Consider the following 26,214-nt stretch of genomic DNA (forward strand, 5'->3'; position numbering starts at 1 on the left):
GGCCCGCCCGTTTGCTCAGGCCACCAGCACGTGCCCGTGACCAGCGCGCCGGGCGGTTCCGGCACCCACCGCGGACTGGCAGCGGCCGGCCAGGGCGCGCCGGTCCGTCCCGGGGAGCTGCAGAGACTCGACGTGCACCCGGGCCAGCGTGCGTGGCACGACGAGCAGCCGACGGATCGAGCTCAGCAGGGTCTCGTCGCCGACGAAGGCCGGCACCGTCGAGGGGCTGCCGTCGACGTGGTGGTAGGTCAGCCGCAGCGGCTGCACCGGACGGGCGGCGTCGATCGCGGCCTGGAACATCGCCGGGTAGAAGGCGCCGCGGTCCCGGCCGCACCAGGTGGTGCCCTCCGGAAAGGCGACGACCGTCTGACCGGCGCGCAGCCGGCGGGCGACGGCGTCCACCACGGCGGGCAGGCGCCGCAGACTGGACCGCTCGATCGGGATGATCTTCAGGATGCGGGCCACGATCCCGGTCGCCGGGCCGGTGAACATGTCGGCCCGCGCGACGAACGACCCGGGCAGCACCGAACCGATGGCGAAGACGTCGAGCCAGGACATGTGCGGGCTCACCACCAGCACCCCGCTCAGGTTGCGAATCGGGTTGCCCGTCACGGTAATTCGGACACCGAGACAGCGCAGCACCAAGCGGCAGTAGATGCGCTGCACGCGGGTGCGGCCGGGCAGCGGCACCGCCAGTAGCGGCAGCCCCGGCGCGAGCAGCAGCGCCAGCATGAGGCGAAGCGTCACCCGCAGCGCCCTGCGCAGCGGCGGCGACGCCACCATGTCGCCCGCGCCCACACAACCGGCGTCGCAGGAGGCGCGCGGTAGCCAGGAGTGCCCGGTGCCCGCGGGGGCGTTCATCGCTGGCCGCCCGCCATTTCCGACGCCGCGGAGACCGATCGGAGCCGCTTGAGATATCGGGTGTCGGCGTGCGCCTTGTCCAACAGGACGCAGAAATCACCGACGCCGAAGTCCGGGTCGTGCGCGGGCTCGCCGCACACCTGGGCGCCCAGCCGCAGGTAACCGCGCAGCAGCGCCGGAACCGAGGGCCGCGCGGGCGGCGCGATGTCGTCGATCGCCGTCCCGTCCACCACCACCGGCCGGTGCGGGTGGACGCGGTATTCCGGCGGGGCCCCGTGCCGGCTCAGGATGAAGTCGCGGACGCCGCGCAGTTGGCTGCCCGGAACGTCGGATTCGCCCCCGATGGGCACCGACACGCACCCGGTCACGTAGTCGTAGCCGTAGCGGTCCAGGTAGGCCAGGATGCCGGCCCACATCAGCAGGACGACGCCGCCGTTGCGATGCCCGTCGCGCACCACGGCGCGTCCCATCTCCACCAGCGAAGACCGCAGCGGGTCGAGCGCGCGGATGTCGAATTCGGTGGCGGTGTAGAGCCCGCCGGCCGCGATGGCCCCCGCCGGCGCCAGCATGCGGTAGCAGCCGACCAGTTCTCCGGTGTCGTCGTCGCGCACCAACAGGTGGTCGCAGAACTCGTCGAACCTGTCGACGTCCCGTCCTTCCTGGTCGGCGGCCGGCAGCGCGAAGCCGGGCGTGCTGGTGAACACGTCGTATCGGAGTCGCTGTGCCGCCTCGATCATGGCGGGGTCGGTGGACAGCAACAGGGAGTAGCGGGGTGCGGCCGACGAGCTGGTGGCCGCACCGGTCGGCTTATCGCTGGGTATGAGGACTGAAGCAATGCTCATGAACCCCAACGTGGCGTAGTCGATGTGCTAGTCGGCATCGACGCTGTGACGTGTCGGTGCACGTGAGATGACGAACTGTCGCGAAAATGAGCCCCGCCCCCGGTGCGGGCAACGGCATCCGCGGGTACGCGGCAGGGATGATGCTGACCGCCGATCGCAAAATCGCCGCACCCCCGGCCGCGGTGTGGGAATTACTGGTCGACCTGGACGCGTGGCCGAAGTGGGGTCCGACGATTCGGGGGGCGCGGCTGGACGCGCCGCACACCGAGCTGGGCTTACGCGCGACCGGCACCGTGCAGACCTCCCTGCTGGTCGCGGTGCCGTTCGAGGTCACCGAGTTCGAGCCGGGGCGCCATTGGGCGTGGAAGGTGGCCGGTGTGCCCGCGACCCGGCACCGGGTGGACCCGGTGGGCGGCGGCGCGCGGGTGAGCATTTGCGTGCCGTGGTGGTCCGCGCCCTACCTGACGGTGTGCGCCGTCGCCGTGCGCCGCATCGACACGATGCTGACCGGCGCCTAGCGGGACGTCGGACGACCGGCCCCGAGAACTGATGTGTGACTTCGCAATCCGCTAGCAGGGGGGCTAGCGGATTCGGAGTTCGGTGCATGGCGCAGAGGACGGCGCCGACCCGCCCCGAACGCAAAAGCCCCCGGCACCGAAGCACCGGGGGCTTGCGGCCGAGAGACTCAGCCCTTGCGCGTCTTGATCGCCTCGGTCAGCTGCGGAGCGACCTTGAACAGGTCGCCCACCACGCCGTAGTCGGCGATCTCGAAGATGGGTGCCTCTTCGTCCTTGTTGACCGCGATGATCGTCTTGGACGTCTGCATGCCCGCGCGGTGCTGGATGGCACCGGAGATGCCCAGCGCGATGTAGAGCTGCGGCGAGACCGTCTTACCGGTCTGGCCCACCTGGAACTGGCCCGGGTAGTAGCCGGAGTCGACGGCGGCGCGCGACGCACCGACGGCCGCACCCAGCGAGTCGGCCAGCTCCTCGACGACGCTGAAGTTCTCCGCGCTGCCGACGCCGCGACCACCGGAGACGACGATGGTGGCCTCGGTCAGTTCCGGGCGGTCACCGGCGACCGCAGGCTCGCGGGCGGTGATCTTGGTGGCGTTCTCGGCGGGGGCCGGGACCTCGACCTTGACCTCTTCACCGGCGCCGGCCTGCGGCTCCGCGTCGACGGCTCCGGCGCGCAGGGTGATCACCGGGGTGTCTCCGTTGGCCTGCGCCTCGACGGTGAACGCACCACCGAAGATCGAGTGGATGGCCTTCGGGCCTTCCTTGACCTCGACCACGTCGACCAGCAGACCGGATCCGATCCGGGCCGCGAGCCGGCCGGCGATTTCCTTGCCGTCGGCGTTGGCGGCCAGCAGCACCGCCGCCGGGGCGTTGGACTCGGCCAGCGCGGCCAGCACGTCGACCACCGGGGTGATCAGGTACTGGTCGACATCGTCGGACTCGGCGACGTAGATCTTGGCGGCGCCGGCCTCCTTCAGCCCGTCGACCAGCGGCGCGGCCGTGCCCGGGGCACCGACGACGACGGCGGACGGCTCGCCCAAAGCGCGGGCGGCGGTGATCAATTCGGCGGTGACCTTCTTCACCGCTCCTTCGGCGTGCTCGACGAGCACCAAAACTTCAGCCATGGGTTATCTCGCTCTTCTCGTCTTGGGAATCGGGTCAGATGATCTTCTGGGCAACCAGGTACTTGGCGACGTCGTTACCGCCCTCGCCCTCGTCGGTGACCTTCTCACCCGCGGTCTTCGGCGGCTTCGGCGTGGACGACAGCACGGACGACCCGGCGTTGGCCAGACCGACCTCGTCGCTCTCCACGCCGATCTCCGCCAGGGTCAGCACCGTGACCTCTTTCTTCTTGGCGGCCATGATGCCCTTGAAGGACGGGAAGCGCGGCTCGTTGATCTTCTCGGTGACGCTGACCACCGCGGGCAGGCTCGCCTCCAGGTTGAAGACACCGTCGTCGGTCTCGCGCTCGCCGGTGACCTTGCCGCCCTCGATGGAGAGCTTGCGCAGGTGGGTGAGCTGCGGAAGGCCCAGGTACTCGGCGATGATGGCCGGCACCGCGCCGCCGGTCCCGTCGGTGGCCTCGTTGCCGGCGATGACCAGCTCGGTGCCCTCGATGGTGCCCAGCGCACGCGCCAGCGCCCAGCCGGTCTGGACCACGTCGGAACCGTGCAGGCCGTCGTCCTTGAGGTGGACGGCCTTGTCGGCGCCCATCGACAGGGCCTTGCGGATGGCCTCGGTGGCGCGCTCGGGGCCCGCGGTCAGTACCGTCACCGAGCCTTCGCCGCCCTCCCGCTCGCGGATCTGCAAGGCCTCTTCGACGGCGCGCTCGTTGATCTCATCCAGCACCGCGTCGGCAGCCTCGCGGTCGAGCGTCCAGTCGCCGTCAGACAGCTTGCGCTCCGACCAGGTGTCTGGGACCTGCTTTATCAGGACCACGATGTTCGTCATGAGTGTGGTTCGTCCTCCTCGAAGGGGTCCGCAGCGATCGACTGCAAGACCTCGGTACGCGTTTTTCGCAACGCACAGCCGTGTTACTACCCGGTAACTTTGTGCGGTATGCCTTCACACCATAGCTGGTCGTAGTGCACGTTCTTGCAGCCCGTCCGCCGCTTGAGAAGCGGGGCCTCGCTTCCCCGGTTCGCGAATCCGACACTTCGCGTTAGCCTGCCTATGCAATGAGCGCACTGGTCCCTGACGTCCCGCAGCACACCCCCGCCGACACCGCATCGGCGGGTGACGCGGTGATGACGTTGACGGGCGAGCGCACCATCCCGGGTCTGGACATCGAGAACTACTGGTTCCGCCGCCACGAGGTCGTCTACCAGCGGCTCGCCGAGCGCTGCGTGGACGCCGACGTGCTCGAGGCCGGCTGCGGCGAGGGCTACGGCGCGGACCTGATCGCCGGTGTCGCCCGCCGGGTCATCGCGGTGGATTACGACGAGGCCGCGGTGGCCCATGTCCGCAGCCGCTATCCGCGGGTCGACGTCATGCAGGCCAACCTCGCGCAGCTGCCGCTGCCTGATGCGTCGGTGGACATTGTGGTGAACTTCCAGGTGATCGAACACCTGTGGGACCAAACACAGTTCGTGGTCGAGTGCGCCCGGGTGCTGCGTCCGTCAGGTCTTTTGCTGATGTCGACGCCCAACCGGATCACCTTCTCGCCGGGCCGCGACACCCCGATCAACCCCTTCCACACCCGGGAACTCAACGCCGCCGAGCTGACCCGGCTGCTCATCGACGGCGGCTTTACCGATGTTTCGGTCAGCGGCCTGTTCCACGGCCCGCGGCTTCGCGAAATGGATGCCCGGCACGGCGGCTCGATCATCGATGCGCAGATCGCGCGGGCGGTGGCCGACGCTCCGTGGCCGCCCGAGCTGACGGCCGACGTGGCCGCGGTCACCACCGGGGACTTCGACCTTGTGGAAGCCAGCGTGGGTGCGGACACCGGCCGGCACATCGACGACAGCCTCGACCTGATCGCGATCGCGGTAGCGCCGTGAACACGCCGCAGAACCGGGTCCCCGGCCTCTTCACCCTGGTTTTGCACACCCACCTGCCCTGGCTGGCCCACCACGGCCGCTGGCCGGTCGGCGAGGAATGGCTGTATCAATCCTGGGCGGCGGCGTACCTGCCGCTGATGCGTGTGCTGCACACGCTGGCCGGCGAGGACCGCCGCGGCGTGCTCACGCTGGGCGTCACGCCGGTGGTGAACGCCCAGCTCGACGACCCCTACTGCCTGGACGGCATGCATCACTGGCTGGCCAACTGGCGGTTGCGCGGCCTGGAGGCCACCAGCGTGCGGTCCGCGCCCCGCTCGAAGTCGGCCGGCTACCCGTCATGCACGCCGGAAGCATTGCGCGCCTTGGGGATTCGTGAGTCCGCCGAGGCGCAGCAGGCGCTGGACGACTTCGCCACCCTGTGGCGCCACGGCGGCAGCCCGCTGCTGCGCAGCCTGCTGGACGCCGGCACGGTGGAGCTGCTCGGCGGCCCGCTGGCCCACCCCTTTCAACCGCTGCTGGCGCCGCGGCTGCGCGAGTTCGCGCTGCGCGAGGGCCTGGCCGACGCCGCGCATCGCCTGGGGGTGCGCAAGGGGCGAGGGCCAGGCGGGATCTGGGCGCCCGAATGCGCCTACGCGCCCGGCATGGAACACGACTATTCGGCCGCCGGCGTCACCCATTTCATGGTCGACGGCCCGTCCCTGCACGGCGACACCGCGCTGGGCCGGCCGGTCGGCGACACCGATGTGGTGGCGTTCGGGCGGGATCTGCAGGTCAGCTACCGGGTGTGGTCGCCGAAGTCCGGCTACCCCGGGCATGCCGCGTATCGCGACTTCCACACCTATGACCACCTCACCGGGCTCAAGCCGGCCCGGGTGACGGGCCGCAACGTGCCCTCGGAGGACAAGGCGCCGTATGACCCCGAGCGCGCCGATCACGCGGTCGACGCCCACGTCGCCGACTTCGTCGACGTGGTCCGCAACCGCCTGCTCGCGGAGTCCGAGCGCATCGGGCGACCCGCCCACGTGGTCGCCGCCTTCGACACCGAGCTCTTCGGTCACTGGTGGTACGAGGGACCGACGTGGCTGGAGCGGGTGCTGCGCGCCCTGCCCGAGGCCGGCGTGCGGGCGGGCACGCTGAACGACGCCATTGCCGACGGCTTCGTCGGCAACCCGGTGGCCCTGCCGCCCAGCTCGTGGGGTTCGGGCAAGGACTGGCAGGTGTGGGCGGGCGACCAGGTCGCCGATCTGGTCGCGCTGAACAGCGAAGTCGTCGACATGGCGCTGAGCACCGTCGACAAGGCGCTGTCCCAGACCTCGTCGCTGGACGGGCCCATCCCCCGCGACCACGTCGCCGATCAGATCCTGCGCGAAACGCTGCTCACCGTGTCCAGCGACTGGCCGTTCATGGTGAGCAAGGATTCGGCCGCCGACTACGCCCGCTACCGCGCCCACCTGCATGCGCACGCCACCCGCGAGATCGCCGACGCGCTGGCGTCGGGCCGGCGCGACACCGCGCAGCGGCTGGCGGAGGGATGGAACCGGGCCGACGGACTCTTCGGCGCCCTCGATGCCCGCAGGTTGCCCCGATGAGGCGGGCCGCGGCGTGAAAATCCTGATGGTGTCGTGGGAATACCCGCCGGTGGTGATCGGCGGGCTCGGCCGGCACGTGCATTATCTGTCGACCGCGCTGGCCGCCGCCGGTCACGACGTCGTCGTCCTGTCGCGCCGACCCACCGGAACCGATCCCCGCAGCCATCCGTCGTCCGACCACATCAGCGAGGGCGTCCGGGTGATCGCGGCCGCGCAGGATCCGCACGAATTCACCTTCGGCACGGACATGATGGCGTGGACGCTCGCCATGGGCCACTCCATGATTCGCGCCGGGCTGCCCCTGACCAAGCCGGGCACCAATCGCGCGTGGCGGCCCGACGTCGTGCACGCCCACGACTGGCTGGTGGCCCACCCGGCGATCGCCCTCGCCCAATTCTACGATGCCCCAATGGTTTCCACGATCCACGCCACCGAGGCCGGTCGGCACTCCGGCTGGGTCAGCGGCGCGATCAGCCGCCAGGTGCACGCGGTCGAATCCTGGCTGGTGCGCGAATCCGACTCGCTGATCACGTGTTCGGCGTCGATGGCCGACGAGATCACCGAACTGTTCGGTCCCGGCCTGGCCGAGATCACGGTGATCTGCAACGGTATCGAGACGGCGCGGTGGCCGTTCGCGGCGCGCCGGCCGCGCACCGGGCCGGCCGAGCTGCTCTACCTGGGCCGGCTGGAATACGAGAAGGGTGTGCACGACGTCATCGCCGCGCTGCCGCGGATCAGGCGCAGCCACCCCGGCACCACACTGACCATCGCCGGCGAGGGCACCCAGCAGGGCTGGCTCATCGAGCAGGCCCGTAAACACCGGGTGCTCAAGGCAATCCGGTTCGTCGGACACCTCGAACACGCCGAGCTGCTGGCCGTCCTGCATCGCGCCGACGCCGCGGTGCTGCCCAGCCACTACGAACCGTTCGGGATCGTCGCGCTGGAGGCGGCCGCGGCCGGCACCCCCCTGGTGACCTCGGACATCGGCGGCCTGGGCGAGGCGGTGATCAACGGCCAGACCGGGGTATCGTGCCCGCCGCGCGACGTGACCCGGCTGGCCGCGGCGGTGCGCACCGTGCTCGACGACCCGCAGGCCGCGCAGCAGCGTGCCCACGCCGCCCGCGAGCGACTCACCTCCGATTTCGATTGGCACACGGTGGCCGACAAGACCGCGCAGGTGTACCTGTCGGCCAAGCGTGGCGTGCGGCAGCCGCAGGCCCGGCTGCCCATCGTCGAACACGCCTTGCCGGATCGGTAGCACTCTCCCTAACGTTTCAGGGATGGGGCTGGACTATTCGAGCGTCGTGGACGCTCCCATCACCGACGTTTTCGATTGGCATGCCCGGCCGGGCGCGTTCACCCGGCTCTCACCGCCGTGGCAGCCGATGCGGCTGGTCACGGAGGCCGCCTCGCTGAAGGACGGGCGGGCCACGCTGGCGCTGCCCGGGGGCCTGCGCTGGGTCGCCGTCCATCAGCCCGACGGCTATGACCCGCCACGGCGTTTCGTCGACGCCATCGGCGGCGACGGCCTGGCCACGCTGCCGACCCGAATTGCCATGCGGTGGAAGCATACCCACGAATTCGAGGACCTCGGCGGCAGCCGCACCAGGGTGATCGACCGGGTCGACACCCCGGTACCCGGGGCGCTGTTACGGCCGATGTTCGACTACCGGCACCGGCAGCTGGCCGATGATCTGGCCGCACACCGGCTGGCCGCCGCGAACGGGTTGCGGCCCTTGACGATCGCCGTCACCGGATCCTCGGGTCTGGTCGGTTCGGCCCTGACCGCCTTCCTGCGCACCGGTGGCCATCGGGTGATCCAGCTGGTCCGGCACGCGCCACGCGGTGACGACGAGCGACACTGGAACACAGCCGATCCCGACCCGGATCTGTTCGACGGGGTCGACGCGGTGATCCATCTGGCGGGAGCATCGATCGCCGGCCGGTTCACCGATGAACACCGGCAGGCCGTCCGGGACAGCAGGATTGGACCCACTCGGCGGCTGGCCGAACTGGTGGGCCGCGGCGGCGCCCGGCCGGCGGTGCTGATCTCGGCGTCGGCGATCGGCTACTACGGATACGACCGCGGCGACGACACCCTGACCGAGGACAGCGACCGCGGCGACGGATTCCTGGCCGACGTTGTGACCGACTGGGAGCAGGCGACTACGCCCGCCCAGCAGGCCGGGGTGCGCGTGGTGCAGGTGCGCACCGGCATCGTGCAATCGCCGGCCGGCGGCACGCTGAAGTTGATGCGCCCACTGTTCAGCGCCGGACTGGGCGGTCGGCTCGGCGACGGGCGACAATGGCTGTCCTGGATCGGGATCGATGATCTGGTGGACATCTATCACCGTGCGCTGTGGGATGCCACACTCTCCGGGCCGGTGAATGCCGTTGCACCGCAACCGGTTCGCAACGGCGAATACACCGCCGTCCTGGCGCGGGTGTTGCACCGGCCGGCCGTGCTGCCGGTGCCGGCGCTGGGCCCGCGGCTACTGCTGGGCGAACAGGGCGCCCGCGAACTCGCGTGCGCGAGCCAGCGCGTGGCCCCCGCTGCGCTCGCCGCCGCCGGACACCGATTCCGTCAGCCGGGCCTCGACGCGGCGCTGCGCCACCTGTTGGGGCGCACCGGCTGACGGATGTCAGGGCTACTCTTCGGCATCTCTGCCGTCGCGGCTGTGCTGATAGGCGCGGGCGCGCAGATCGGCCAGCCACCGGGGGTGCAAGCTCAGGCCGGGCGCCGTGTTGAGCACCGGGTCGAACGACACGTCGTGGTCCCGTTCGGGATCCAGGACGGTGGTCAGCGTGATGCGGGCCAGGGGTGTGAAATCACCGCTGCCGCAGGCTTGGTCGAGTTTTACCTCGATGTTGCTGCGCTCGAGCTTCGACCGGACAATGTCCACGGACAACCCCGGGCCGCCGATTTCGCTCGAGGTCCGGGCCCGCAGCCACCAATTGTTGCCCTGGTAGTGCAACGGCATCAGGGTGGTCAGGGTCTGGCCGTTCCACGAGGTGGCCGGCCGTAGTGCCAGTGCGCGGGACAGCACCCCGGACCCGGACGAGACAAGCAGGATGTCCCACGGCTTGTCCGCCGGCTGGGGGGTGGGCAGCCGGAAGGCCAGCCCGACGAAGTCGGGCAGCGCCCCCGGCGTACCGGTGGCCTTCGACACGCGCGCAACAATTTCCGAGGATGCGATCGGCAGGCCCCGTGCCGCAGGGGCAACGCGTTCGATGTAGCCCCCCGCCAGGACCCCGGTCGGATGGAAGAACCGTTTGCCCCGGATCGGGGAGCCCCACTGAAAGGGCAATGCCACAAGTTCCAAAACGTTCACCGGCGGCGGATTCCCATTCTGGGCGAGGGGAAACCAGGGCGTGCGACATCGTCGCGCCGCGGCGCTGCGTGGAAATTACGGCGACGCAGAACCGCTTGTGCGCCAGCCGATCATTCGCAGTGTGGGAGGGGGCTGCTGCGGGCTGTAGGTGTGGCTGTCGATGTAGACCTGTGCCATGACGGCCTGCCACGACTCGATCTGGGGCGAGGATCGCCACGTGCCCTCGACCAGTCCGACGATCACGGCATTGTTGGCGTCGGCCAGCGTGTACACCGGACCGCCGAAGTCCCGGCTGTCGGGGGCCATGTCGGTGATGGCGAAGCGGCCGTTGCCCACCGAGCTGACCGAACCGCATCGTTGGCCGGTTTCGCTGCGCAGCTGGCACACGGGCATCCCGGTCTGGGCGTGCGTTCCGGGCGCGGAGCCCAGATGGCGCCCCGTCGGCAGCACATCGGTGGGCGTCACCTCCGGCGCGATCGCAATGACCTCGTATTCCACCGGCAGCATCGAGGTGTCCGCGGTGGAGTCCGCGTCGACCTGCCGGCGGCCGAGGACCACGTTGCCGATCGGATGGCGGTCACGGTCGGTCACCACCGACTGGCCGCCATCGCATTGGCCGCTGGTCAGCGCGACCCGCAGCCGCGGCTCGACCAGGCCCACCATGCAGACGGTATTGCCTTGGCGGATCTCCATTCCGGGAAATACTTTGGCGCCCGGGTCGGCGACGGCCTGGCCCGGTGCGGTAACGACCATCGCCGTGACTGCGGATGCGATCGCCAGCCGGCACCACCGGCGTCCGAGCTCTTCCATTGGGACGCATCACCCCTCACGTCCATCAGGGGGTTCACCGCGTTTCGTTGTTGAACACGCGTATACCCGTGTCCGCTGGGGCCAAACCACCTTCGGACCGGCCGACAAGCGAACAGGCATTGGTTGCCGAAGGCCGGAAAACGAAGACCTCGCGGATCCACACCCACCGAACTGTGTCGGAAATCGCTGGTCGCGCTCGCGCCGTGATCTCGGCACGACCTGGGGCGTTTCGGCATTTCGGTATCTGGGTGCTCACCTCGGCGGTAGGCTGCCGACAGGTTGAGTTCACAGCTGCGTCTTTGACGGGAGCGGTGTGCAGAACACCGTTCACTCCCTTCTCACCACCATCCGATAGGCGCTCTCATGGCTGCTATTCGCTCCGCAAATTCCGCGGACCCACATGACCCCACCCGGTGCCGGTACACGGCTCGCTTCGACAGAGCACACCTGTTCGTCTATGCGCGCAATCTCGGCACGGTCCTGCGCGTCGACGGCGAGATCGACGCCTCGAACGCGAAGGACCTCACTCACGCGATCCGAAACTTCGCCCGCCTCAAGACTCCCCTGGTCCTTGACCTCAGTCATCTGCACTTCGTCAGCGTGGAGGGATTCCGTGCGCTGCTGTCCCTCAACGACGAGTTACGCAAGGCGCGGGTGTGCTGCTGCGTGGTCGGCGGCGCGGCGGTTCGCCCCCTGTTGCGGATCGTGCATCACAACGGCCTGCCGATTGCCGGTTCGGTGCCCGAGGCGTTCCAGAACCTGGACGACATCCTGCGAGCGCGACGTCAGTTCCTCTCCAATTTGGCCCGGCCACGACCGGCCCAGGCCCCAACCACACACAGCGCTGCGTCGTGATATTCGGCTAACCCGGTGCGGTGGTCAGGATTTCGGCGCTTCCCCCAATTCGTCCTGATAGCACCGCAGCGCGTCGATCAGTGCGGCGAAAACGCGGTGCGCAGCGGTCAGGTCCGCGTCGGGTAGGCCGGCGAGCGCGACGCGGGTATGCGCATTCAGCGGACTGAAGAACGACCGGGCTGTGGCCAGCCCGGATTCATCGTTGCGCAACACGACTTTTCGGCGGTCGGCCGGGTGGTTGTCGCGGCGGATATGGCCGGCGTCGATCAACCGGTCCACCAGGTAGGTGATCGCCGAACCCGACAGGCCCATCCGCTGGCTGAGGTCGCTGGACGTCATCGGGCGGCCGCCGATTTCAGCCACCATGATGTAGAGCAGAGCGCGAAAATCGTTGGGCCGCAAGCTATGTATCAGCGCGAACAACCGGCCGATCTGATCGGACTCGGTTGACAGCTCCCGCAGATCGGCCGAGATCAGCGACTCCAGCTCATCACGGCCGTAGCGCTGCGCATCGGCGTTCATAACGCTGCGAGCATATCCCCGATCGGGGTGGCATTTCAGTTACTTAATGTTTCATCGCGCTAGTGGCAAGCGCCGCGCCGGCGCCGGCGGCTACCACGACAACAGGTCCTCCTCGGCTGGCGCAGACCGGTGAAGTTCATTAAATTAATGTTTAATTTATTGAACAAGGTGGTATGTGGTACCGGTCGAGGCAAGGGTGCGTCTGACGGTCAGCGCTGTGGTTTTGCCCGCCCCATCGGCGGGTATGACGCGGGTGTTCGGGCCGGACAGGCTGAGCATGCCAAGCCGTCCGGGAGGGAGCGCTTGGGCACTATGGGAGCTTTGTCGTTTTCACCGGCCACGACGTCGCCGCGACTGGCGATCGGTTGGCTGAGCGCCGACGATTTCGAAGCGTGGCGATCAAACGTACGGCGCATGGTGCTGGGCGATGTCGCCGATTTCATCGTCGCGAGACGTATCGGCGAGCTGGACGACGCGCGCATCGACGCCGCCGGCGACATCTTGGTTCAGTTCGTCTCCGGCGGCAAATGCCTGCGGTCGACGTTCGTGTACCTGGGCTGGCTGTGCGGCGCGCCGCCCGATGACGCGGCCCTGCGGGCCGCAGCGAGTTTCGAGTTGGTGCACGCCTTCGCATTGCTGCAGGACGACGTCATGGACGGTTCCGACCAGCGGCGCGGCCGCCCGTCGGCGCATCGGCAATTCGGCCAATGGCATCGCGAGCACGGGTTGTGTGGCTCGTCGCGACGGTTCGGTGAATCCGCCGCCATTCTGCTGGGCGACCTTTGCCTCATCTGGGCCGAACAGATGCTGCGCGACAGCGGCGTCGAACCCCGGCGTCTGCAACGCGCGTGGCCACGCTATGACGCCATGCGCACCGAGCTCGCCGTCGGGCAATTCGCCGACCTGACCAATGATGCGCGTCAGATGCCCGGGCTGGAAGCCGTGCTCGACGTGGCGCGGCGCAAGTCGGGGAACTACACGGTGCGCCGTCCGCTGGAAATCGGCGCGGCCATGGGCGAGTGCGACGATCGGACGCTGTCCCAACTGGGTCGCTATGGCGCCGCCGTCGGTGAGGCATTCCAGCTACGCGACGACGTGCTCGGGGTTTTCGGCTCGCCGGCGGTGACGGGCAAGCCAAGCGCCGGCGATCTGCTGGAGCGCAAGGCGACCAGCGTCGTGGTGGCCGCCCACCAGCTGGCCGATGCGCCGACCCGGCGTGAACTCAGAGAGCTCGCGGATCGTGAAACCCTCGACGACAACGCGCTCGACCGGTGGAAAGCGCTGATCGTCGAGACGGGAGCGGTGCAGCTGATCGAGGAGATGATCGGCGACCGCGTCGCTTCAGCGCGCGACCACCTCAGCGACCTGCCGATCGACGAGCCCGTTCGCACCGCGCTCGCCGAAATGGCGGCCGTCTGTACGGATCGCGCCGAATGAGTAGCACCGACCGGGGAGCCTGTTGATCATGCGGACCATCGAGGGGCGCGGAGATCACGTGGTGGTGGTCGGCGCCGGGCTGGCCGGACTTTCCGCGGCGCTGCACCTTGCCGGCCGTGGGCGCGCGGTGACGGTGGTGGAGCGCGAGCCGTGGCCGGGCGGGCGGGCCGGTCGTCTCGACATCGACGGCTACCGGATCGACACCGGGCCGACGGTGCTCACCATGCCGGACATCATCGACGAGACGTTCGCGGCCGTGGGCGAGCGACTGCGCGACCGCATGGAGCTGATGACGGTCGACCCGGCCTACCGCGCCGTGTTCGCCGACGGCAGTGCGCTGGACGTGCACAGTGACGAGGACCGGATGGCCGACGCCGTCGCAGAGTTCGCTGGCTTCGGGCAGGCAGCGGGCTACCGGCGGCTCCGGAAGTGGTTGACGCGGTTGTACCGCACCGAATTCGACGGCTTCATCGCCGCGAACTTCGATTCCCCGTTGTCGCTGCTCACCCCGCAGTTGGCGCAGCTGACGGCGATCGGCGGCTTCCGCAAGTGGGACCGGATGGTCAAGCGGTACATCAGCGACCCACGGCTGCGGCGGATCTTCACCTTCCAGTCGCTGTACGCCGGCGTGGCGCCGCGCGACGCGCTGGCGGTGTACGCGGTGATCGCCTACATGGACACCATCTCGGGTGTGGTGTTTCCGCGCGGGGGCGTGCGCGCGCTGCCCGACGCACTGGCCGCGGCCGCCGTCGGCGCCGGCGTCCGATTCTGTTACGGCGCAACCGTTACCGCGCTCGAACGAACCGGCGGCCGGATCAGCGCGGTGGTGACCGAGCAGGCCGGGCGCATCGCCTGCGACGCGGTTGTGCTGACCACCGAGCTGCCGCAGACCTATGCCCTGCTGGGCCGCACCCCGCGTCGCGCGGTGCGGCTGCGGCCCTCACCCTCGGCCGTCGTCGCGCACTTGGGTTGTCCCGCCGTCGCATCCGTGACGGCCCACCACACCATCCTGTTCGGCGAGGCATGGGATCAGACCTTCACCGACATCGTCGACAACGGGCAGCTGATGCGGGACCCATCCCTGTTGGTCACCCGGCCGACGGCCAGCGACCCGACCCTGGCCCCTGAAGGACGCGACCTGCTCTACGTGCTCGCGCCGGCGCCGAACCTGGAGCGGCGCACCATCGATTGGGCCGCTACCGGCGACGCCTACGTGGAGGACATGATCGCTCACGTCGCCGACCGATTGCTGCCCGGTTTGCCGCACGACGCAACGGTTTTGGATGTCGTCACACCGGCCGACTGGGCGCGGCAGGGCATGGCGGCGGGCAGTCCGTTCGCGCTCGCCCACACGTTCGGTCAGACGGGCCCCTTCCGGCCGGGCAACATGGTGCGCGGCATCGACAACGCGGTGCTCGCCGGATCCTCCACGGTGCCCGGCGTCGGCGTGCCGACCACGCTGATCTCCGGACGGCTCGCCGCCGACCGCATCACCGGCATCGCCACGCGATCTTCCGCGCACATCGACGTGAAAGCGGGGCTGCCGTGATGCGCGGCGAGTTGACCGCGGCCGGAATCGACGATCCACGGTTGCGCGACGGATACCGGCGATGCCGCGAACTCAATGCCGCGCATGGCCGCACGTTCTTTCTGGCCACCCGGCTGCTCGCGCCCGACCAGCGGCCGCCCGTGCACGCGCTGTACGGCTTCGCCCGTTACGCCGACGACATCCTCGACGACCTCGACCCGCGGGTCGGCGCCGACGCCCGCGCCCGGCGGCTGCAGCAGCTCTCGGAGCGCTTCTTCTCCGACGGAGCCCACCTGGACGATCCGCTGGTCGCCGCGGTCACCGACACCGTGCGGCGCTACCGCATCAGCGCGGATCTGTTCGAGGACTTCCTGACCTCGATGCGGATGGACCTCACCGTCACCGACTATCCCGACCGCAACGCCCTCAACCACTACATGCGGGGTTCCGCGGAAGCCATTGGTTTGCAAGTGCTTCCGATACTGGGCACGGTGACGCCGGTGCAGGAGGCCGCGCCGTACGCCGCGGCACTGGGCCGGGCGTTTCAGCTGACCAATTTCCTGCGTGATGTCGACGAGGACCTGCAACGCGGCCGGGTGTATCTGCCGGCAGACGAACTGGCCGCCGAGGGCGTCGACCGAGAGATGTTGCTCTGGTGCCACGCGCACCACCGCACCGATCCGCGGGTACGCCGTGCGCTGATTGCCCAGCATGAAATCGCCCGGCAGACCTACCGATTCGCCTCCCAAGGGATCGCCACACTGGCCGCCCGATCGCGACCCTGCGTGGCGACCGCGGCGGCACTGTATTCAGAAATCCTGGACTGCATCGAAAGAAGCGACTTCGCGGTGTTCGATCACCGGGCCACCGTCGGCACGGCGCGACGGCTTCGGGTCGCCGGCGCGGGCCTGCTACGGTCGTGGCGAGCGCGGAACAGCGCGCGGGGCGTTCGTCAATCGGGGGCCGCATGAGCGATCGGTGGCAATACCTGGCGGTGCTCGCCGCATGCCTGGTGATCACCGCGCCGCTGGAAATCTTCGGCCCCGGCGTCTACCGGCAGTGGCGGCGGGTCATCAAGGCGGTCGCGCCGGTGGCCGCGGTCTTTTTGGTCTGGGACGAGATCGCGGTGGCCGCGCACGTGTGGACCTACGACCGCACCTATCTGTGCGGCCTGAGCATCCCGTTCCGGGTGCCGATCGAAGAAGTGCTGTTCTTCCTCGTCATCCCGGTGTGCGCGTTACTGACCTACAACGCCGTGACCACCATCCTGGCGAAGGTGCATCGCCGATGACGGGCCTCGGCTACACCCTGCCGGCCGCGCTGGCGGTATTGCTGGTCTGCACACTGGAATTGGGGGTGCTGCGGACCGGGCTCTTCCGGCGGCCGGCGTACTGGCTGTCGATGCTGATCGTGCTCGGGTTCCAGATCCCGGTGGACGGCTGGCTGACCAAACTCAGCTCCCCCATCGTCAGCTATGACGACAAACAGCTGAGTGGCGTGCGTTTCCCGTTCGACATCCCGGTCGAAGATTTTCTGTTCGGCTTCGCGTTGGTCACCGCGGTGCTGCTGCTGTGGGAGCGGCAACGTGCGCGTCGATGATGCGGGTCCCGGCGAGTTGGCGGCCGCGTTCGACGCGGGTGCGCCGGCCTACGATCGCCTGGTCGGCGCCAGCCCCGGCTACCACGCGCAGCTCTGTCTGTCGGCCCGACGGATGCGGATTCCAAACCGCGGCAAGGGGTTACGGTTGCTCGACGCAGGATGCGGCACGGGTGCGTCGACGGCCGCGCTGCTCGCCGTCGCGCCCGAGGCCGACATCATCGCCGTCGACGCGTCACGGGGCATGCTCGACGCGGCGCGCGCGAAGGACTGGCCCGCCTCGGTGCGCTTCGTCCACACCCCGGTCGAGCAGCTCGCCGAGCACGGGATCACCGGACCGTTCGACGGCATCCTGGCCGCCTATCTGATCCGCAACGTCGTCGACCGCGACGCACAGCTGCGCAGGTTCCGCGAGCTGTTGCGGCCGGGCGGAACGCTGGCGGTGCACGAATACTCGGTGCGCGACTCCCCCGCCGCCACCCGCATCTGGCACGCCGTCTGCTGGGGCATCATCATCCCCGCCGGATGGTGGCGCACCCGCGACACCGGGCTGTACCGCTACCTGTGGCGCAGCGTGCTGGCGTTCGACGGCGCCGCGCGATTTCGCGCTCGGCTCGCCGACGCCGGCTTCACCGCGGTACACAGCGAGACGATGCCCGGCTGGGAAGCCAACATCGTGCACACCTTCCTGGCGGATGCGCCGCGATGAGCGCCGACCGACGTCGCCGAACCTTCGCCGCGCCAACGGGATTGCCGGACGCGACCGCCCTGCATTGCCGCCCGCGAGTGGCCGTCGTCGGCGGCGGGATCGCCGGGCTGAGCGCCGCCACCGGGCTGGCCGAGCGCGGCGTCGCCGTGCAGATCATCGAAAGCGAGCACTACCTCGGCGGCCGGGTGGGCGGGTGGACCGAGCGGGACGGCGATGTCGAGCTCGCGATGAACCGCGGCTTCCACGCCTTCTTCCGGCAGTACTACAACCTGCGCGCCCTGCTGGGCCGGATCGACCCGCAATTGCGGATGCTCACCCCGGTCGAGGATTACCCGCTGATCGACGGGGCGGGCCGGCGCGACAGCTTCCGCGGCTTGCCGCGCACCCCACCGTGGAACGCCGTGGTCTTCGCGGCGCGCAGTCCCACGTTCCGGCTTCGTGACTTCACCCGCATCGACGCCCGCGCGGCCGCACCGCTGGCCGCCGTATCCGTGCCCGGCACCTACCAGCGGCTCGACCGCACCGACGCCGCGACGTTCCTCGAGGACATCCGATTCCCGGCGGCGGCAAGGCATCTCGCCTTCGAGGTGTTCTCCCGCAGCTTCTTCGCCGACCCCACCAACCTTTCCGCGGCCGAGTTGGCGACCATGTTTCACATCTACTTCCTGGGGTCATCCGAAGGCCTGATCTTCGACGTGCCGTCGGCGAACTACGACAGCGCGCTGTGGCAGCCGTTGCGCGGCTACCTCGAAGGGCGGGGCGTGCGATTCCGGCTCGCCACCAAGGTCCTGCGCGTCGACACGGGGCCGGCGAAGACCTTCCGGGTGCATACCGATTCCGATGACCACTGCGACGTCGACGCCGTCGTATTGGCCACCGACATCGCGGGTTTGCAGCGGATCGTTGCGGCGTCCGGTGACCTGGGCACCGACGACTGGCGCACCCAGATAGCGCGGCTGCGCACCGCGCCGCCGTTCGCCGTACACCGGTTGTGGCTCGACCGCCCGGTCGCGGCGCACCGGCCGGCGTTCCTGGGCACCGCCGGCCACGAACCGCTCGACAACATCAGCGTGCTGGAGCGCTACGAATGCGAGGCGCGCAACTGGGCCGCCGCGCATCACGGTTCGATCGTCGAATTACACTCGTACGCATTAAATTCCGTGCCGTCGCGCGCCGCCGCGCTACGACAGCTGCACAAGGTGTATCCCGAAACCGCCGCGGCACAGATCGTCCACGAGAAGATGTTGCATCGCAACGACTGCCCGCTGTTCTCGCCCGGCTCCTATCCCCACCGCCCCCCGATCATCACGCCCACACCGGGATTGCTGTTGGCCGGCGACGCCATCCGCATCGACCTGCCGGTGGCGCTCATGGAGCGAGCCGCCACCACCGGCTGGTGCGCCGCCAACCAACTCCTGCAACGATGGGGACTAGCCGGACACCCGTTGGCCACGGTACCCACCCAAGGCCGGTCACCACTACTGCGATGGCTTGCCGCCCGCGAAAGAGCTTCCCGATCATGAGGATTCGCGCACAACTTCAGCAGCGCCTGTCCGTTGCCCGGACCAAAGGCTGGCCGCTGCAAGTGATCCCGCGCGCGTCATGGGCCGATCAGCGCCCGACGTATCGCGACGCGCAGCCCGCCATCATCGAGGGAGCGCTGCGACGCTCACAGCGCAAGCCCACCGGCAACTGGTACGCGTTCGCGGCCAGCGACCGGGTGCCCGTCGGGCGGCCCGTCGGCGCGCGCGTCGCCGGTGTCGAGGTCGTCGCCTGGCGCGACGAACGGGGCCGGCTGTGCGTGGGGCCGCGCACGTGTCCCCACTTGGGCGCCGACCTCGCGACCGGCACCGTGCACCGCGGCACGCTGATTTGCCGCTGGCACGGGCTGACCCTCGACGGACAGGCTCGCGAATTCGGCTGGAGCCCGCTGCCCAGTCACGACGACGGGGTGCTCGCGTGGGTGCGGCTCGACGTCGTGGGCAAGGAGGAACCGCTGGACCGGCCCGTGCTTCCGCAACGCCCGACCGGCGACACCCTGAGCGCGGTCGCCCGGATGGAGGGTGTGTGCGAGGCGAGCGACATCATCGCCAACCGGCTCGATCCCTGGCACGGCGCGTGGTTCCACCCCTACTCGTTCACCCGGCTCGACGTACTCACGACGCCCACCGAACAGGTCGACCGATTCCTGGTGGCGGTGACATTCCGGATGGGACGCCTGGGGGTGCCCGTCGTCGCTGAATTCAGCTGCCCGGAGGCGCGCACCATCGTCATGCGCATCGTGGACGGCGAGGGAACCGGCAGCATCGTCGAAACACACGCAACACCAATGGGTTCCGGACCCGACGGCCGGCCCCGCACCGCGGTCCTGGAAGCCACCATCGCGCATTCGGACCGGCCCGGCTTCGCGCACGCCTCCCGGGTGGCGCCGCTGATCACACCATTCATGCGCTATGCGGCCGCCAAGCTCTGGCGCGACGACCTCGCCTACGCCGAACGCCGCTACCAGGTCCGCGCCGGACTCGGGTAGCCCGGCGCCGGGCGCCGCGCGTGGAAGAATTCAACCGTGCGCAAGCCCTACGTCGCTGTCGTCGCGGTGACCGCCGGCGCTCACCTGGCGTACCTGCTGTACGTGCCGAGCGGCGGTTTCCTCGCGTTGCGCTGGCCCAGGACCATCGTGCTGCACGTGCCGGCGGTGGCCTGGGGCGTCGCGGTCGTGGCGCTCAGGCTGCGCTGCCCGCTGACGTCGGTGGAATCGTGGGCGCGCCGTCGCGCGGAGATGGATCCGCTGCCCGCGTCCGGTTTCATCGACCGTTACGTCACCGGATATCTCGTGCCGCCCGGCCGCGTCGGCGCCGCACAGGCGCTCGCGTTCACCGCCGCCGTGATGTCATGGGGTGTGTTCGCCCGCCGGGGCATTGGCCCCGGGAGCCGCGGCGTGCCGACCACCGGTTGACCTCCGCCGCAACACCCACAGGACACCACCCACGAGCACCACCGCCAGGGCGATCACGGTGGGCCACATGGCCAGCTGCGCGAACCACAAACGTCGTTGCAGGCGCAGCACTTTGCGCTCCGCGCGTCCCAGACGCCGGGAAGTCTCGATGACAGTCATCGTCAATCCTGATACCCGGGACGCACTCGTTCAAACCGCCTGGCAGCGCCGCACACGACTCGCACCAAAACCTTTCAGTTCATGAATAGCCGAAGCCGACGATTCGGTCACCCTCGCGGCGGGAATGCCATAGGCCAACGCGGGGAGGAATGCGATGAGCGATGGGGTGGATAGCGACGTCGACGCCGTTGCGCAGGCGGTGGGGCGAGTGACCGAGGCGCTGGAAACCATCGAGCGCGCTCGTGGGCATCTGTATTCCTTTCATCAGCTCACCGGTCGCGCCGACCTGCAGCTCGACGAGGCGGTGGCGCGGTTGAACGCCATCGGCCAGGCCGACCTGGCGCGACACATCAGTAGCGAGCTGATCGGACGCAATGTCCTGCCGGACCGGTGGAGCTTTCAGGTCGTCGAGGAGTATGACGACGGCTACTACCGCTGCTTCAACGAGATTGAGCAGCTGGTGCGGAGCCGACTCACCAACGGCCGCCGCCACGTACACGAGATGGCACTGAAACAGCGCCGCCGCACCGCCGGCAACCCCGCCCACACCGCGTCTCCCAGTGATCAATCCTCGAAAGGTGACTCCCGATGAGCGACAACGAATTCAACAAGGGCGACAAGGTAGAGTGGCAAAGCCACGGCACCACGGTCCGGGGCACGGTCGAAGGCAAAATCACCTCCGATACCGAAGCCGCCGGACGCACGGTGCGGGCGTCCAAGGACGAGCCGCAGTACAAGGTGCGCAGCGACAAGACTGGCGCGGACGCCGTGCACAAGCCGGATGCTCTGCGTCGCGCAAAGTGATGTGCGTGACGCCGATGCGCGAGGACCGACCATGACCGACGACCAGCAAGCCATTTGGGATCGATTCCAGGACACCGTCAACATGACCGCACGCGAGCTGGAAAAGTGGCTCGACACCGAGGAATCCAAGAGCGTCGGCCAAAAGCAGGACGGTGACGAGTCCACCGGCCACGCCAGTGGCCGGCACATCGTCGAGATACTCAAGGCCAAACGTGCCGACCTCACCGACGCCGACTACGCGCACATGCGAAAGGTGGTCGGCTACGCCAAACGCCACCTGGCGCAACGTCCGGACGGCAAGATCGACGCCAGCCCATGGCGATACTCGTTGATGAACTGGGGCCACGACCCCGCTAAGTCCCGATAGCGCCCGCCGGCCGCGGCTCAGCCGCCGCGGGTGCCGTAGGCTGATGGCCACCGATCGCACCGGGAACGCTGCGGGGCGTGTTTGCTCTCAATGTTGGCCCCGCAATGGGCTACAAAGGAGAAACGCCCGAACGTTTCGCCGGCCACGATCAGCGGTCGCCGATACGCTGGCCGGCGTATCTTGCAAGAAGGATGCGGGTAAGTGACCAAGCGCGCCGCCGCTGACCGGCGACTAGACCGGGCCGAACTCGAGAAATTGATGTCGGCCGACATGCGCGCGATCACTGCGCAGTCCGACCGCATCGGCCGTCACTTCGCCCGCCAGAACGACGTCAGCGGCACCGACTTCCATGCGTTGCTGCACATCATGGTCGCCGAAACCGCCGGAGAACCGTTGACCGCGGCACAGCTGCGACGGCGCATGGACGTGTCACCGGCCGCTATCACCTATCTCGTCGATCGCATGATCGACGCCGGCCACCTCCGGCGCGAGCCCGATCCTCAGGACCGCCGCAAGACCCTGCTCCGCTACGAGAAGCCGGGGATGGCCCTGGCCAGGTCGTTTTTCACTCCCCTTGGCGCCGAACTACATACCGCGCTGGCCGACCTACCCGATCGCGACCTGGCGGCCGCGCACCGGGTGTTCACGTCAATGATCGAGGCGATGGCGAGCTTCGAATCCCGACTTGTCGCACCAAGTCCCACAGCGCCCGCGCCCGAACCGAAACGTGCGACGGCCAAAGGCCGCCGCAGCCCGGCAAAACGCGGCGTCTAGTGAACCGGCCACTCGGCGGCGCAGCCCAGTAGCCGCTGCTCGATCAGGTCGGCACCGCGTGCCACACCCCCCGTCGCCGCGAATCCCGCCGCCACCCGGTGCGCACCGGCGGCCATCGTCATCGCCTCGCGCACCTTGGTCCGCAGCCGCGCCGCGGTGAGCTTCTTCGCGGCCAGGCGGGTGCCGCAGCGCGCAACCTCGACCCGCCGCGCCACCTCGGCCTGGTCGCGGGCGAACGGCACGACGCAGACCGGCACGCCGCGATCGAGGGCCTTCAGCGTCGTGCCCATGCCGCCGTGCGTGATGGCGCAGCTGGCCTTGGCGAGGATGGCCGCGTGCGGCACGAACCGGCATACGGTCGCGTTCGCCGGCCGCGGCAGATCGGCGGGCACACCGGCCGGGAACGTCGCCACCACATGGACATCCTCGTCGGCCAGCGCGTGCAAGGCGATTCGCCCCAGGGCCTCGTCGGCCTGCCGCAGCGAGGACGTGTTCACCAGCACCATTGGGCGATCGATGGCGTCGATCCACTCCGGTGTGGGAGTCGGTGTGGGCTCGAACACGCACGCGCCGATGTGGTGCACCAGACCGGCCCATCCGGGATGCGGGTACTCGAACGGCTCGCCACCCACGGCCAGCACCAGGGGCGCGCGCCGCATGAAGCCGTCCACCGATGTCACCGGAGGAGCGCCCAGCTCGGCACGAATCACGTTGATGCGGGGCAACATTGGTCGGTCGAACACGTGTCTGACGACGGGCCGCACCCCGGCGTCCCGGATGTCGCCGGCGATGCCCGGCAGCGGACGCATCCCGGGACCGAACGGCGGCACGCCGCGGGAGCGCAGGTACGGGGTGAACGGCGAGAAGAGCAGCCACGGAATGTCGCCGGCGTCCGCGGCCGACAATGCGCCCCAGCAATTCGCGTCCACGATGACCGCATCCGGTCGGATCGCGTCCACCGACCGCCGAAAATCGCCGACCTCCAGCACCGCCCGGCGGCACAGCACGTCGATCGATAACCTGAGCACTCCCAAAGCGTTTCGCGCCTGCCAGTCGTTGCCGGCGATCGCCTCGATGTCCGGGTCGACCGGCTCGGCGTGCACGCCCACCGATCGCATCGCCGAGACGCCGGCCGACATGGTGCGCAGGTGAACGTCATGGCCGCGCTGGACCAGCTCGGCAAGCAGGGCTCCGGTCGGCAGCAGATGCCCCAGGGCCGGCGAACCGTACGCCAAGATGACAGCCACGTCGCGCGGGCCTAGGTCACGCCGATGAGGTCGACATCACGCAGGTCCGCCAGCTTGGCGGCGCCACAGCCGTGCAGGCAGACCCTGAGCTCGTCGATGAACGGCTGCAACCAATCAACCACGGCCGCAGTCGATTCGATCGCGGCGGGCAGCAGCGGGCGCGCCACCGCCACCACATCGGCGCCCAGTGCGATCGCCTTGGCCGCATCCATGCCGGTGCGGATTCCGCCGGATGCCACCAACGGGATCGCCGGCAGCACCTCACGCACTTCCACGATGGCGCGGGCGGTGGGGACGCCCCAATCGGCCAGGTGCGGATAGCGCAGTTCGCCGTACCGCACGAACTGCTCGACCCGCGACCATGATGTGCCACCGGCGCCCGCGACGTCGATGCCGGCAACCGGCAATTCGCCCTGTCCCCCAACGAGTTCCGCGGCCGCCGCGCCACCGATCCCGTGCCCCACCTCCTTGAGCAACACCGGATAGCCGATGCTGTCGGCCGCCTCGCGCAACCTGCTCAGCGACCCGGAGAAATCGGTGTCACCGTTGTGCTGCATGGCTTCCTGAAGTGGGTTGGTATGCACGGCAAGCGCGTCGGCGCCCACCCGGTCGAGGGCCTTGGTCAGATCCGGCACGGCGGTCTTCGTCAGTTGCGCCAGGCCGATGTTGCCGAACAGCAACACATCCGGGGCGACGTCGCGCACGGTGAAGCTGTCCGCGGCGCGCTCCCCCAGCGCACTGTCGAGCATGATGCGCTGCGAGCCGAGCATCATGCCCAGACCCAGCTGCTGGGCGGCCGCCGCCAGATTGCGATTGATCGTCCTGGACAGCTCGGCGCCCCCGGTCATCGCGCCGATGAGTATCGGCGACCGCAGGTTGGCGCCGAAAAAGCCGGTGGACAGGTCGATGTCGCCCAGGTTGGTCTGAGTCAGCGCGTTGTACGGCAATGCGTAGCGGTCAAGCCCGGTGGTGACGCCGTCGTAGCCGACCGGCTCGTTCAGGCAGACGTCGATGTGGCGCCGCTTGCGGGCGGTCATCTCCCCCCGGTCAGCGGCCATCGCAGCTACCCCCTCGCGTCCGACACTGCCCCCGCCCGGCGTTCATAATGTCCATAGTGCCCCCTCTTTCGTACCGCCGGCGCTGCCGCGTGGCGATGCGTCATTTCAGTTGATTAATGTTTAACAAACTGAAAGGGTTGTAACCGTGGTGTGGGATTCCCTGGCCGCCGCTGTGACGGGCCGGCGTTCGTGGCTGCTCGCGCTGGTCGCGGCTCTGCTGGGTGTCGCATTCATGGTTCTCGTCGGAGGCAACGCTGCGGCGGGCCAATCACCGCAGTCGGTACCGGTTGCAGCGCAATCCGCGCAGGTCGACGCGCTGGCAAAGCAATTTCCCGGCGGTGATAAATCCCCGCTGATCGTGGTGGTCAGCCGCAGCGACGGCCGGGTCCTCAACCCGTCCGATGTCGGCGCCGCCCAGTCGGCACGCGATCGGGTGCAGGCGGCAGCACAGCCCGGGTCCATCGCGGCGGCCCCTCTGCTGCCCTCGAAGGATTCCAAGGCCGTCCTCGGCGTCGTGCCGATCAGCGCCAGCCTCTCCGGCCTCGCCCTGGGCGACGCCGTCGCCACCCTGCGCACGGCCGCGGCCAGCGGTCTGCCCTCAGACCTGCAGGTGCACGTGACGGGCGGCCCGGCATTCGGCGCCGACATCGCCAGCGCCTTCACGGGCGCGAACATCACCCTGCTCGCGGTGACGACGGCGGTGGTGGCGCTGCTGCTGATCGCCACCTACCGCTCCCCGGTGCTGTGGCTGGTCCCGCTGCTCGTGGTCGGGTTCGCCGATCGGGTGGCCGCCGCGGTGGGCACGTCGGTGGCATCGCTGACCGGGCTGAGCTTTGACGGTGCCACCTCCGGGATCACCAGCGTGCTGGTCTTCGGCGCCGGCACCAACTACGCGCTGTTGCTGATCTCCCGGTATCGCCAGGAGCTGCGGCGCCAGTCCGCGCACCGCGCCGCGCTGCACCATGCCGTGCGCAGGGCGGGGCCGGCGATCGTCGCCAGCAACGCCACCGTGGTGCTGGCGCTGCTCACCCTGCTGTTCGCGTCCACCCCGAGTACCCGCAGCCTGGGCGCGCTGGCGGCGTGCGGGATGAACGGCCAGAACAATCTCCGGCCGCAGACGGCCAGCAGCGGGGGCAGGATCACCAGCACCGAAATCGCGGCAACCACAAGGCCGCACGCCGCCAGCGCGCCCAGGCTGCGGGTACTCGGGGTGGACGCGAACAGCAGGGTGAGCAGCGCCAGCACCAC

At 69.2% G+C, this 26,214-nt stretch carries 29 protein-coding genes; 20 read left to right on the top strand and 9 right to left on the bottom strand.

Annotated features, from left to right (window positions below):
• Window positions 1–15: 15 nt before the first annotated feature.
• Complete coding sequence (locus A5708_RS03515) at window positions 16–861, bottom strand: lysophospholipid acyltransferase family protein (RefSeq protein WP_065027294.1); 846 nt, start codon at window positions 859–861, stop codon at window positions 16–18.
• Window positions 858–1,703, bottom strand: a complete 846-nt coding sequence (locus tag A5708_RS03520) for a GNAT family N-acetyltransferase (RefSeq protein ID WP_065027295.1) — start codon at window positions 1,701–1,703, stop codon at window positions 858–860. The genes A5708_RS03515 and A5708_RS03520 overlap by 4 nt, the downstream gene beginning before the upstream one ends.
• Window positions 1,704–1,789: 86 nt before the next feature.
• On the opposite strand from A5708_RS03520, the gene A5708_RS03525 reads away from it, so the two are divergent.
• Window positions 1,790–2,221 (top strand): SRPBCC family protein, encoded by a 432-nt coding sequence (locus A5708_RS03525; RefSeq protein WP_065027296.1) that lies wholly within the window; start codon window positions 1,790–1,792, stop codon window positions 2,219–2,221.
• Between the two features lie 167 nt (window positions 2,222–2,388).
• On the opposite strand, the gene A5708_RS03530 is transcribed toward A5708_RS03525, so the two are convergent.
• Both A5708_RS03530 and A5708_RS03535 read right to left on the bottom strand, forming a co-directional pair.
• Window positions 2,389–3,345: an electron transfer flavoprotein subunit alpha/FixB family protein gene (locus A5708_RS03530; protein WP_065027297.1), complete on the bottom strand. Its 957-nt coding sequence runs from the start codon at window positions 3,343–3,345 to the stop codon at window positions 2,389–2,391.
• A gap of 34 nt (window positions 3,346–3,379) precedes the next feature.
• Window positions 3,380–4,171, bottom strand: coding sequence for an electron transfer flavoprotein subunit beta/FixA family protein (locus tag A5708_RS03535; RefSeq protein ID WP_065027298.1), 792 nt, complete (start codon window positions 4,169–4,171; stop codon window positions 3,380–3,382).
• 227 nt (window positions 4,172–4,398) lie between these two features.
• On the opposite strand from A5708_RS03535, the gene A5708_RS03540 reads away from it, so the two are divergent.
• Genes A5708_RS03540 through A5708_RS03555 form a run of 4 tightly spaced genes read left to right on the top strand, consistent with a single transcriptional unit; the run spans window position 4,399 to window position 9,448 of the window.
• Complete coding sequence (locus A5708_RS03540; RefSeq protein ID WP_065027299.1) at window positions 4,399–5,223, top strand: class I SAM-dependent methyltransferase; 825 nt, start codon at window positions 4,399–4,401, stop codon at window positions 5,221–5,223.
• Complete coding sequence (locus A5708_RS03545) at window positions 5,220–6,812, top strand: glycoside hydrolase family 57 protein (protein ID WP_065027300.1); 1,593 nt, start codon at window positions 5,220–5,222, stop codon at window positions 6,810–6,812. Before A5708_RS03540 ends, A5708_RS03545 begins: the two co-directional genes overlap by 4 nt.
• Window positions 6,813–6,825: 13 nt before the next feature.
• Window positions 6,826–8,070 (top strand): glycosyltransferase family 4 protein, encoded by a 1,245-nt coding sequence (locus A5708_RS03550; protein WP_065027301.1) that lies wholly within the window; start codon window positions 6,826–6,828, stop codon window positions 8,068–8,070.
• Between the two features lie 22 nt (window positions 8,071–8,092).
• Window positions 8,093–9,448 (top strand): TIGR01777 family oxidoreductase, encoded by a 1,356-nt coding sequence (locus A5708_RS03555; protein ID WP_065027302.1) that lies wholly within the window; start codon window positions 8,093–8,095, stop codon window positions 9,446–9,448.
• A gap of 12 nt (window positions 9,449–9,460) precedes the next feature.
• Here A5708_RS03555 and A5708_RS03560 read toward each other — a convergent pair whose 3' ends face one another.
• Complete coding sequence (locus tag A5708_RS03560; RefSeq protein ID WP_065027303.1) at window positions 9,461–10,144, bottom strand: phosphodiesterase; 684 nt, start codon at window positions 10,142–10,144, stop codon at window positions 9,461–9,463.
• 75 nt (window positions 10,145–10,219) lie between these two features.
• Entirely contained in the window at window positions 10,220–10,954 is a 735-nt protein-coding gene (locus tag A5708_RS03565) for a hypothetical protein (protein WP_065027304.1), read from the bottom strand.
• 363 nt (window positions 10,955–11,317) lie between these two features.
• Here A5708_RS03565 and A5708_RS03570 point away from each other — a divergent pair, with 363 nt between their 5' ends.
• Window positions 11,318–11,809 (top strand): STAS domain-containing protein, encoded by a 492-nt coding sequence (locus tag A5708_RS03570; RefSeq protein WP_081292802.1) that lies wholly within the window; start codon window positions 11,318–11,320, stop codon window positions 11,807–11,809.
• A 24-nt stretch (window positions 11,810–11,833) separates the two neighbouring features.
• Here the strand turns inward: A5708_RS03570 and A5708_RS03575 are convergent, their stop codons facing one another.
• The gene (locus tag A5708_RS03575; protein ID WP_065027305.1) at window positions 11,834–12,331 is read right to left on the bottom strand and encodes a MarR family winged helix-turn-helix transcriptional regulator; all 498 of its coding nucleotides are present in this window, start codon (window positions 12,329–12,331) and stop codon (window positions 11,834–11,836) included.
• A gap of 312 nt (window positions 12,332–12,643) precedes the next feature.
• Here A5708_RS03575 and A5708_RS03580 point away from each other — a divergent pair, with 312 nt between their 5' ends.
• The 13 genes from A5708_RS03580 to A5708_RS03640 all read left to right on the top strand — a co-directional run bounded on the left by A5708_RS03580 (window position 12,644) and on the right by A5708_RS03640 (window position 22,661).
• Complete coding sequence (locus A5708_RS03580) at window positions 12,644–13,768, top strand: polyprenyl synthetase family protein (protein WP_065027306.1); 1,125 nt, start codon at window positions 12,644–12,646, stop codon at window positions 13,766–13,768.
• A 28-nt stretch (window positions 13,769–13,796) separates the two neighbouring features.
• Window positions 13,797–15,317, top strand: coding sequence for a phytoene desaturase family protein (crtI, locus tag A5708_RS03585; RefSeq protein WP_065027307.1), 1,521 nt, complete (start codon window positions 13,797–13,799; stop codon window positions 15,315–15,317).
• Window positions 15,314–16,267, top strand: coding sequence for a phytoene/squalene synthase family protein (locus A5708_RS03590; protein WP_065027308.1), 954 nt, complete (start codon window positions 15,314–15,316; stop codon window positions 16,265–16,267). The genes crtI and A5708_RS03590 overlap by 4 nt, the downstream gene beginning before the upstream one ends.
• Window positions 16,264–16,587 (top strand): lycopene cyclase domain-containing protein, encoded by a 324-nt coding sequence (locus tag A5708_RS03595; RefSeq protein ID WP_065027309.1) that lies wholly within the window; start codon window positions 16,264–16,266, stop codon window positions 16,585–16,587. The genes A5708_RS03590 and A5708_RS03595 overlap by 4 nt, the downstream gene beginning before the upstream one ends.
• Window positions 16,584–16,895: a lycopene cyclase domain-containing protein gene (locus tag A5708_RS03600; RefSeq protein WP_065027310.1), complete on the top strand. Its 312-nt coding sequence runs from the start codon at window positions 16,584–16,586 to the stop codon at window positions 16,893–16,895. Before A5708_RS03595 ends, A5708_RS03600 begins: the two co-directional genes overlap by 4 nt.
• The gene (locus A5708_RS03605) at window positions 16,882–17,601 is read left to right on the top strand and encodes a class I SAM-dependent methyltransferase (RefSeq protein WP_065027311.1); all 720 of its coding nucleotides are present in this window, start codon (window positions 16,882–16,884) and stop codon (window positions 17,599–17,601) included. Before A5708_RS03600 ends, A5708_RS03605 begins: the two co-directional genes overlap by 14 nt.
• Window positions 17,598–19,124 carry a hydroxysqualene dehydroxylase gene (locus tag A5708_RS03610; RefSeq protein WP_065027312.1) on the top strand — a complete coding sequence of 509 codons (1,527 nt, stop codon included), beginning with the start codon at window positions 17,598–17,600 and terminating at the stop codon, window positions 19,122–19,124. The genes A5708_RS03605 and A5708_RS03610 overlap by 4 nt, the downstream gene beginning before the upstream one ends.
• Window positions 19,121–20,131, top strand: coding sequence for a DUF5914 domain-containing protein (locus A5708_RS03615; RefSeq protein WP_065027313.1), 1,011 nt, complete (start codon window positions 19,121–19,123; stop codon window positions 20,129–20,131). Before A5708_RS03610 ends, A5708_RS03615 begins: the two co-directional genes overlap by 4 nt.
• Window positions 20,132–20,167: 36 nt before the next feature.
• A complete protein-coding gene (locus A5708_RS03620) occupies window positions 20,168–20,557 on the top strand; it encodes a DUF2784 domain-containing protein (RefSeq protein ID WP_065027314.1) in 390 nt (129 codons plus the stop codon).
• A gap of 313 nt (window positions 20,558–20,870) precedes the next feature.
• Window positions 20,871–21,308, top strand: coding sequence for a hypothetical protein (locus A5708_RS03625; protein ID WP_065027315.1), 438 nt, complete (start codon window positions 20,871–20,873; stop codon window positions 21,306–21,308).
• Window positions 21,305–21,520, top strand: coding sequence for a DUF2945 domain-containing protein (locus tag A5708_RS03630; protein ID WP_064954532.1), 216 nt, complete (start codon window positions 21,305–21,307; stop codon window positions 21,518–21,520). The genes A5708_RS03625 and A5708_RS03630 overlap by 4 nt, the downstream gene beginning before the upstream one ends.
• A gap of 31 nt (window positions 21,521–21,551) precedes the next feature.
• Complete coding sequence (locus A5708_RS03635) at window positions 21,552–21,887, top strand: DUF3140 domain-containing protein (protein WP_065027316.1); 336 nt, start codon at window positions 21,552–21,554, stop codon at window positions 21,885–21,887.
• 201 nt (window positions 21,888–22,088) lie between these two features.
• Window positions 22,089–22,661, top strand: a complete 573-nt coding sequence (locus A5708_RS03640) for a MarR family winged helix-turn-helix transcriptional regulator (protein ID WP_065027317.1) — start codon at window positions 22,089–22,091, stop codon at window positions 22,659–22,661.
• Here A5708_RS03640 and A5708_RS03645 read toward each other — a convergent pair.
• A complete protein-coding gene (locus tag A5708_RS03645; RefSeq protein WP_065027318.1) occupies window positions 22,658–23,908 on the bottom strand; it encodes a glycosyltransferase in 1,251 nt (416 codons plus the stop codon). The two genes, A5708_RS03640 and A5708_RS03645, sit on opposite strands and share 4 nt — an antisense overlap.
• Before the next feature lie 11 nt (window positions 23,909–23,919).
• A complete protein-coding gene (gene fni / locus A5708_RS03650; protein ID WP_065027319.1) occupies window positions 23,920–24,966 on the bottom strand; it encodes a type 2 isopentenyl-diphosphate Delta-isomerase in 1,047 nt (348 codons plus the stop codon).
• A gap of 145 nt (window positions 24,967–25,111) precedes the next feature.
• Here fni and A5708_RS03655 point away from each other — a divergent pair.
• Window positions 25,112–26,214 (top strand): MMPL family transporter (locus A5708_RS03655; RefSeq protein WP_331250433.1); only part of this gene is annotated, 1,103 nt, incomplete at its 3' end.

It is taken from the genome of Mycobacterium colombiense (assembly GCF_001672755.1).
GTDB classification, from domain to species: Bacteria; Actinomycetota; Actinomycetes; order Mycobacteriales; family Mycobacteriaceae; genus Mycobacterium; species Mycobacterium colombiense_C.

Coding starts and splice junctions, on each gene's coding strand:
- crtI (WP_065027307.1), top strand. CDS start 13,797: ATGCGGACCATCGAGGGGCGCGGAGATCACGTGGTGGTGGTCGGCGCC.
- A5708_RS03600 (WP_065027310.1), top strand. CDS start 16,584: ATGACGGGCCTCGGCTACACCCTGCCGGCCGCGCTGGCGGTATTGCTG.
- A5708_RS03630 (WP_064954532.1), top strand. CDS start 21,305: ATGAGCGACAACGAATTCAACAAGGGCGACAAGGTAGAGTGGCAAAGC.
- A5708_RS03610 (WP_065027312.1), top strand. CDS start 17,598: ATGAGCGCCGACCGACGTCGCCGAACCTTCGCCGCGCCAACGGGATTG.
- A5708_RS03555 (WP_065027302.1), top strand. CDS start 8,093: ATGGGGCTGGACTATTCGAGCGTCGTGGACGCTCCCATCACCGACGTT.
- A5708_RS03525 (WP_065027296.1), top strand. CDS start 1,790: ATGAGCCCCGCCCCCGGTGCGGGCAACGGCATCCGCGGGTACGCGGCA.
- A5708_RS03535 (WP_065027298.1), bottom strand. CDS start 4,171: ATGACGAACATCGTGGTCCTGATAAAGCAGGTCCCAGACACCTGGTCG.
- A5708_RS03520 (WP_065027295.1), bottom strand. CDS start 1,703: ATGAGCATTGCTTCAGTCCTCATACCCAGCGATAAGCCGACCGGTGCG.
- A5708_RS03635 (WP_065027316.1), top strand. CDS start 21,552: ATGACCGACGACCAGCAAGCCATTTGGGATCGATTCCAGGACACCGTC.
- A5708_RS03575 (WP_065027305.1), bottom strand. CDS start 12,331: ATGAACGCCGATGCGCAGCGCTACGGCCGTGATGAGCTGGAGTCGCTG.
- A5708_RS03595 (WP_065027309.1), top strand. CDS start 16,264: ATGAGCGATCGGTGGCAATACCTGGCGGTGCTCGCCGCATGCCTGGTG.
- A5708_RS03570 (WP_081292802.1), top strand. CDS start 11,318: ATGGCTGCTATTCGCTCCGCAAATTCCGCGGACCCACATGACCCCACC.
- A5708_RS03565 (WP_065027304.1), bottom strand. CDS start 10,954: ATGGAAGAGCTCGGACGCCGGTGGTGCCGGCTGGCGATCGCATCCGCA.
- A5708_RS03615 (WP_065027313.1), top strand. CDS start 19,121: ATGAGGATTCGCGCACAACTTCAGCAGCGCCTGTCCGTTGCCCGGACC.
- A5708_RS03580 (WP_065027306.1), top strand. CDS start 12,644: ATGGGAGCTTTGTCGTTTTCACCGGCCACGACGTCGCCGCGACTGGCG.
- fni (WP_065027319.1), bottom strand. CDS start 24,966: ATGGCCGCTGACCGGGGGGAGATGACCGCCCGCAAGCGGCGCCACATC.
- A5708_RS03625 (WP_065027315.1), top strand. CDS start 20,871: ATGAGCGATGGGGTGGATAGCGACGTCGACGCCGTTGCGCAGGCGGTG.
- A5708_RS03530 (WP_065027297.1), bottom strand. CDS start 3,345: ATGGCTGAAGTTTTGGTGCTCGTCGAGCACGCCGAAGGAGCGGTGAAG.
- A5708_RS03540 (WP_065027299.1), top strand. CDS start 4,399: ATGAGCGCACTGGTCCCTGACGTCCCGCAGCACACCCCCGCCGACACC.
- A5708_RS03515 (WP_065027294.1), bottom strand. CDS start 861: ATGAACGCCCCCGCGGGCACCGGGCACTCCTGGCTACCGCGCGCCTCC.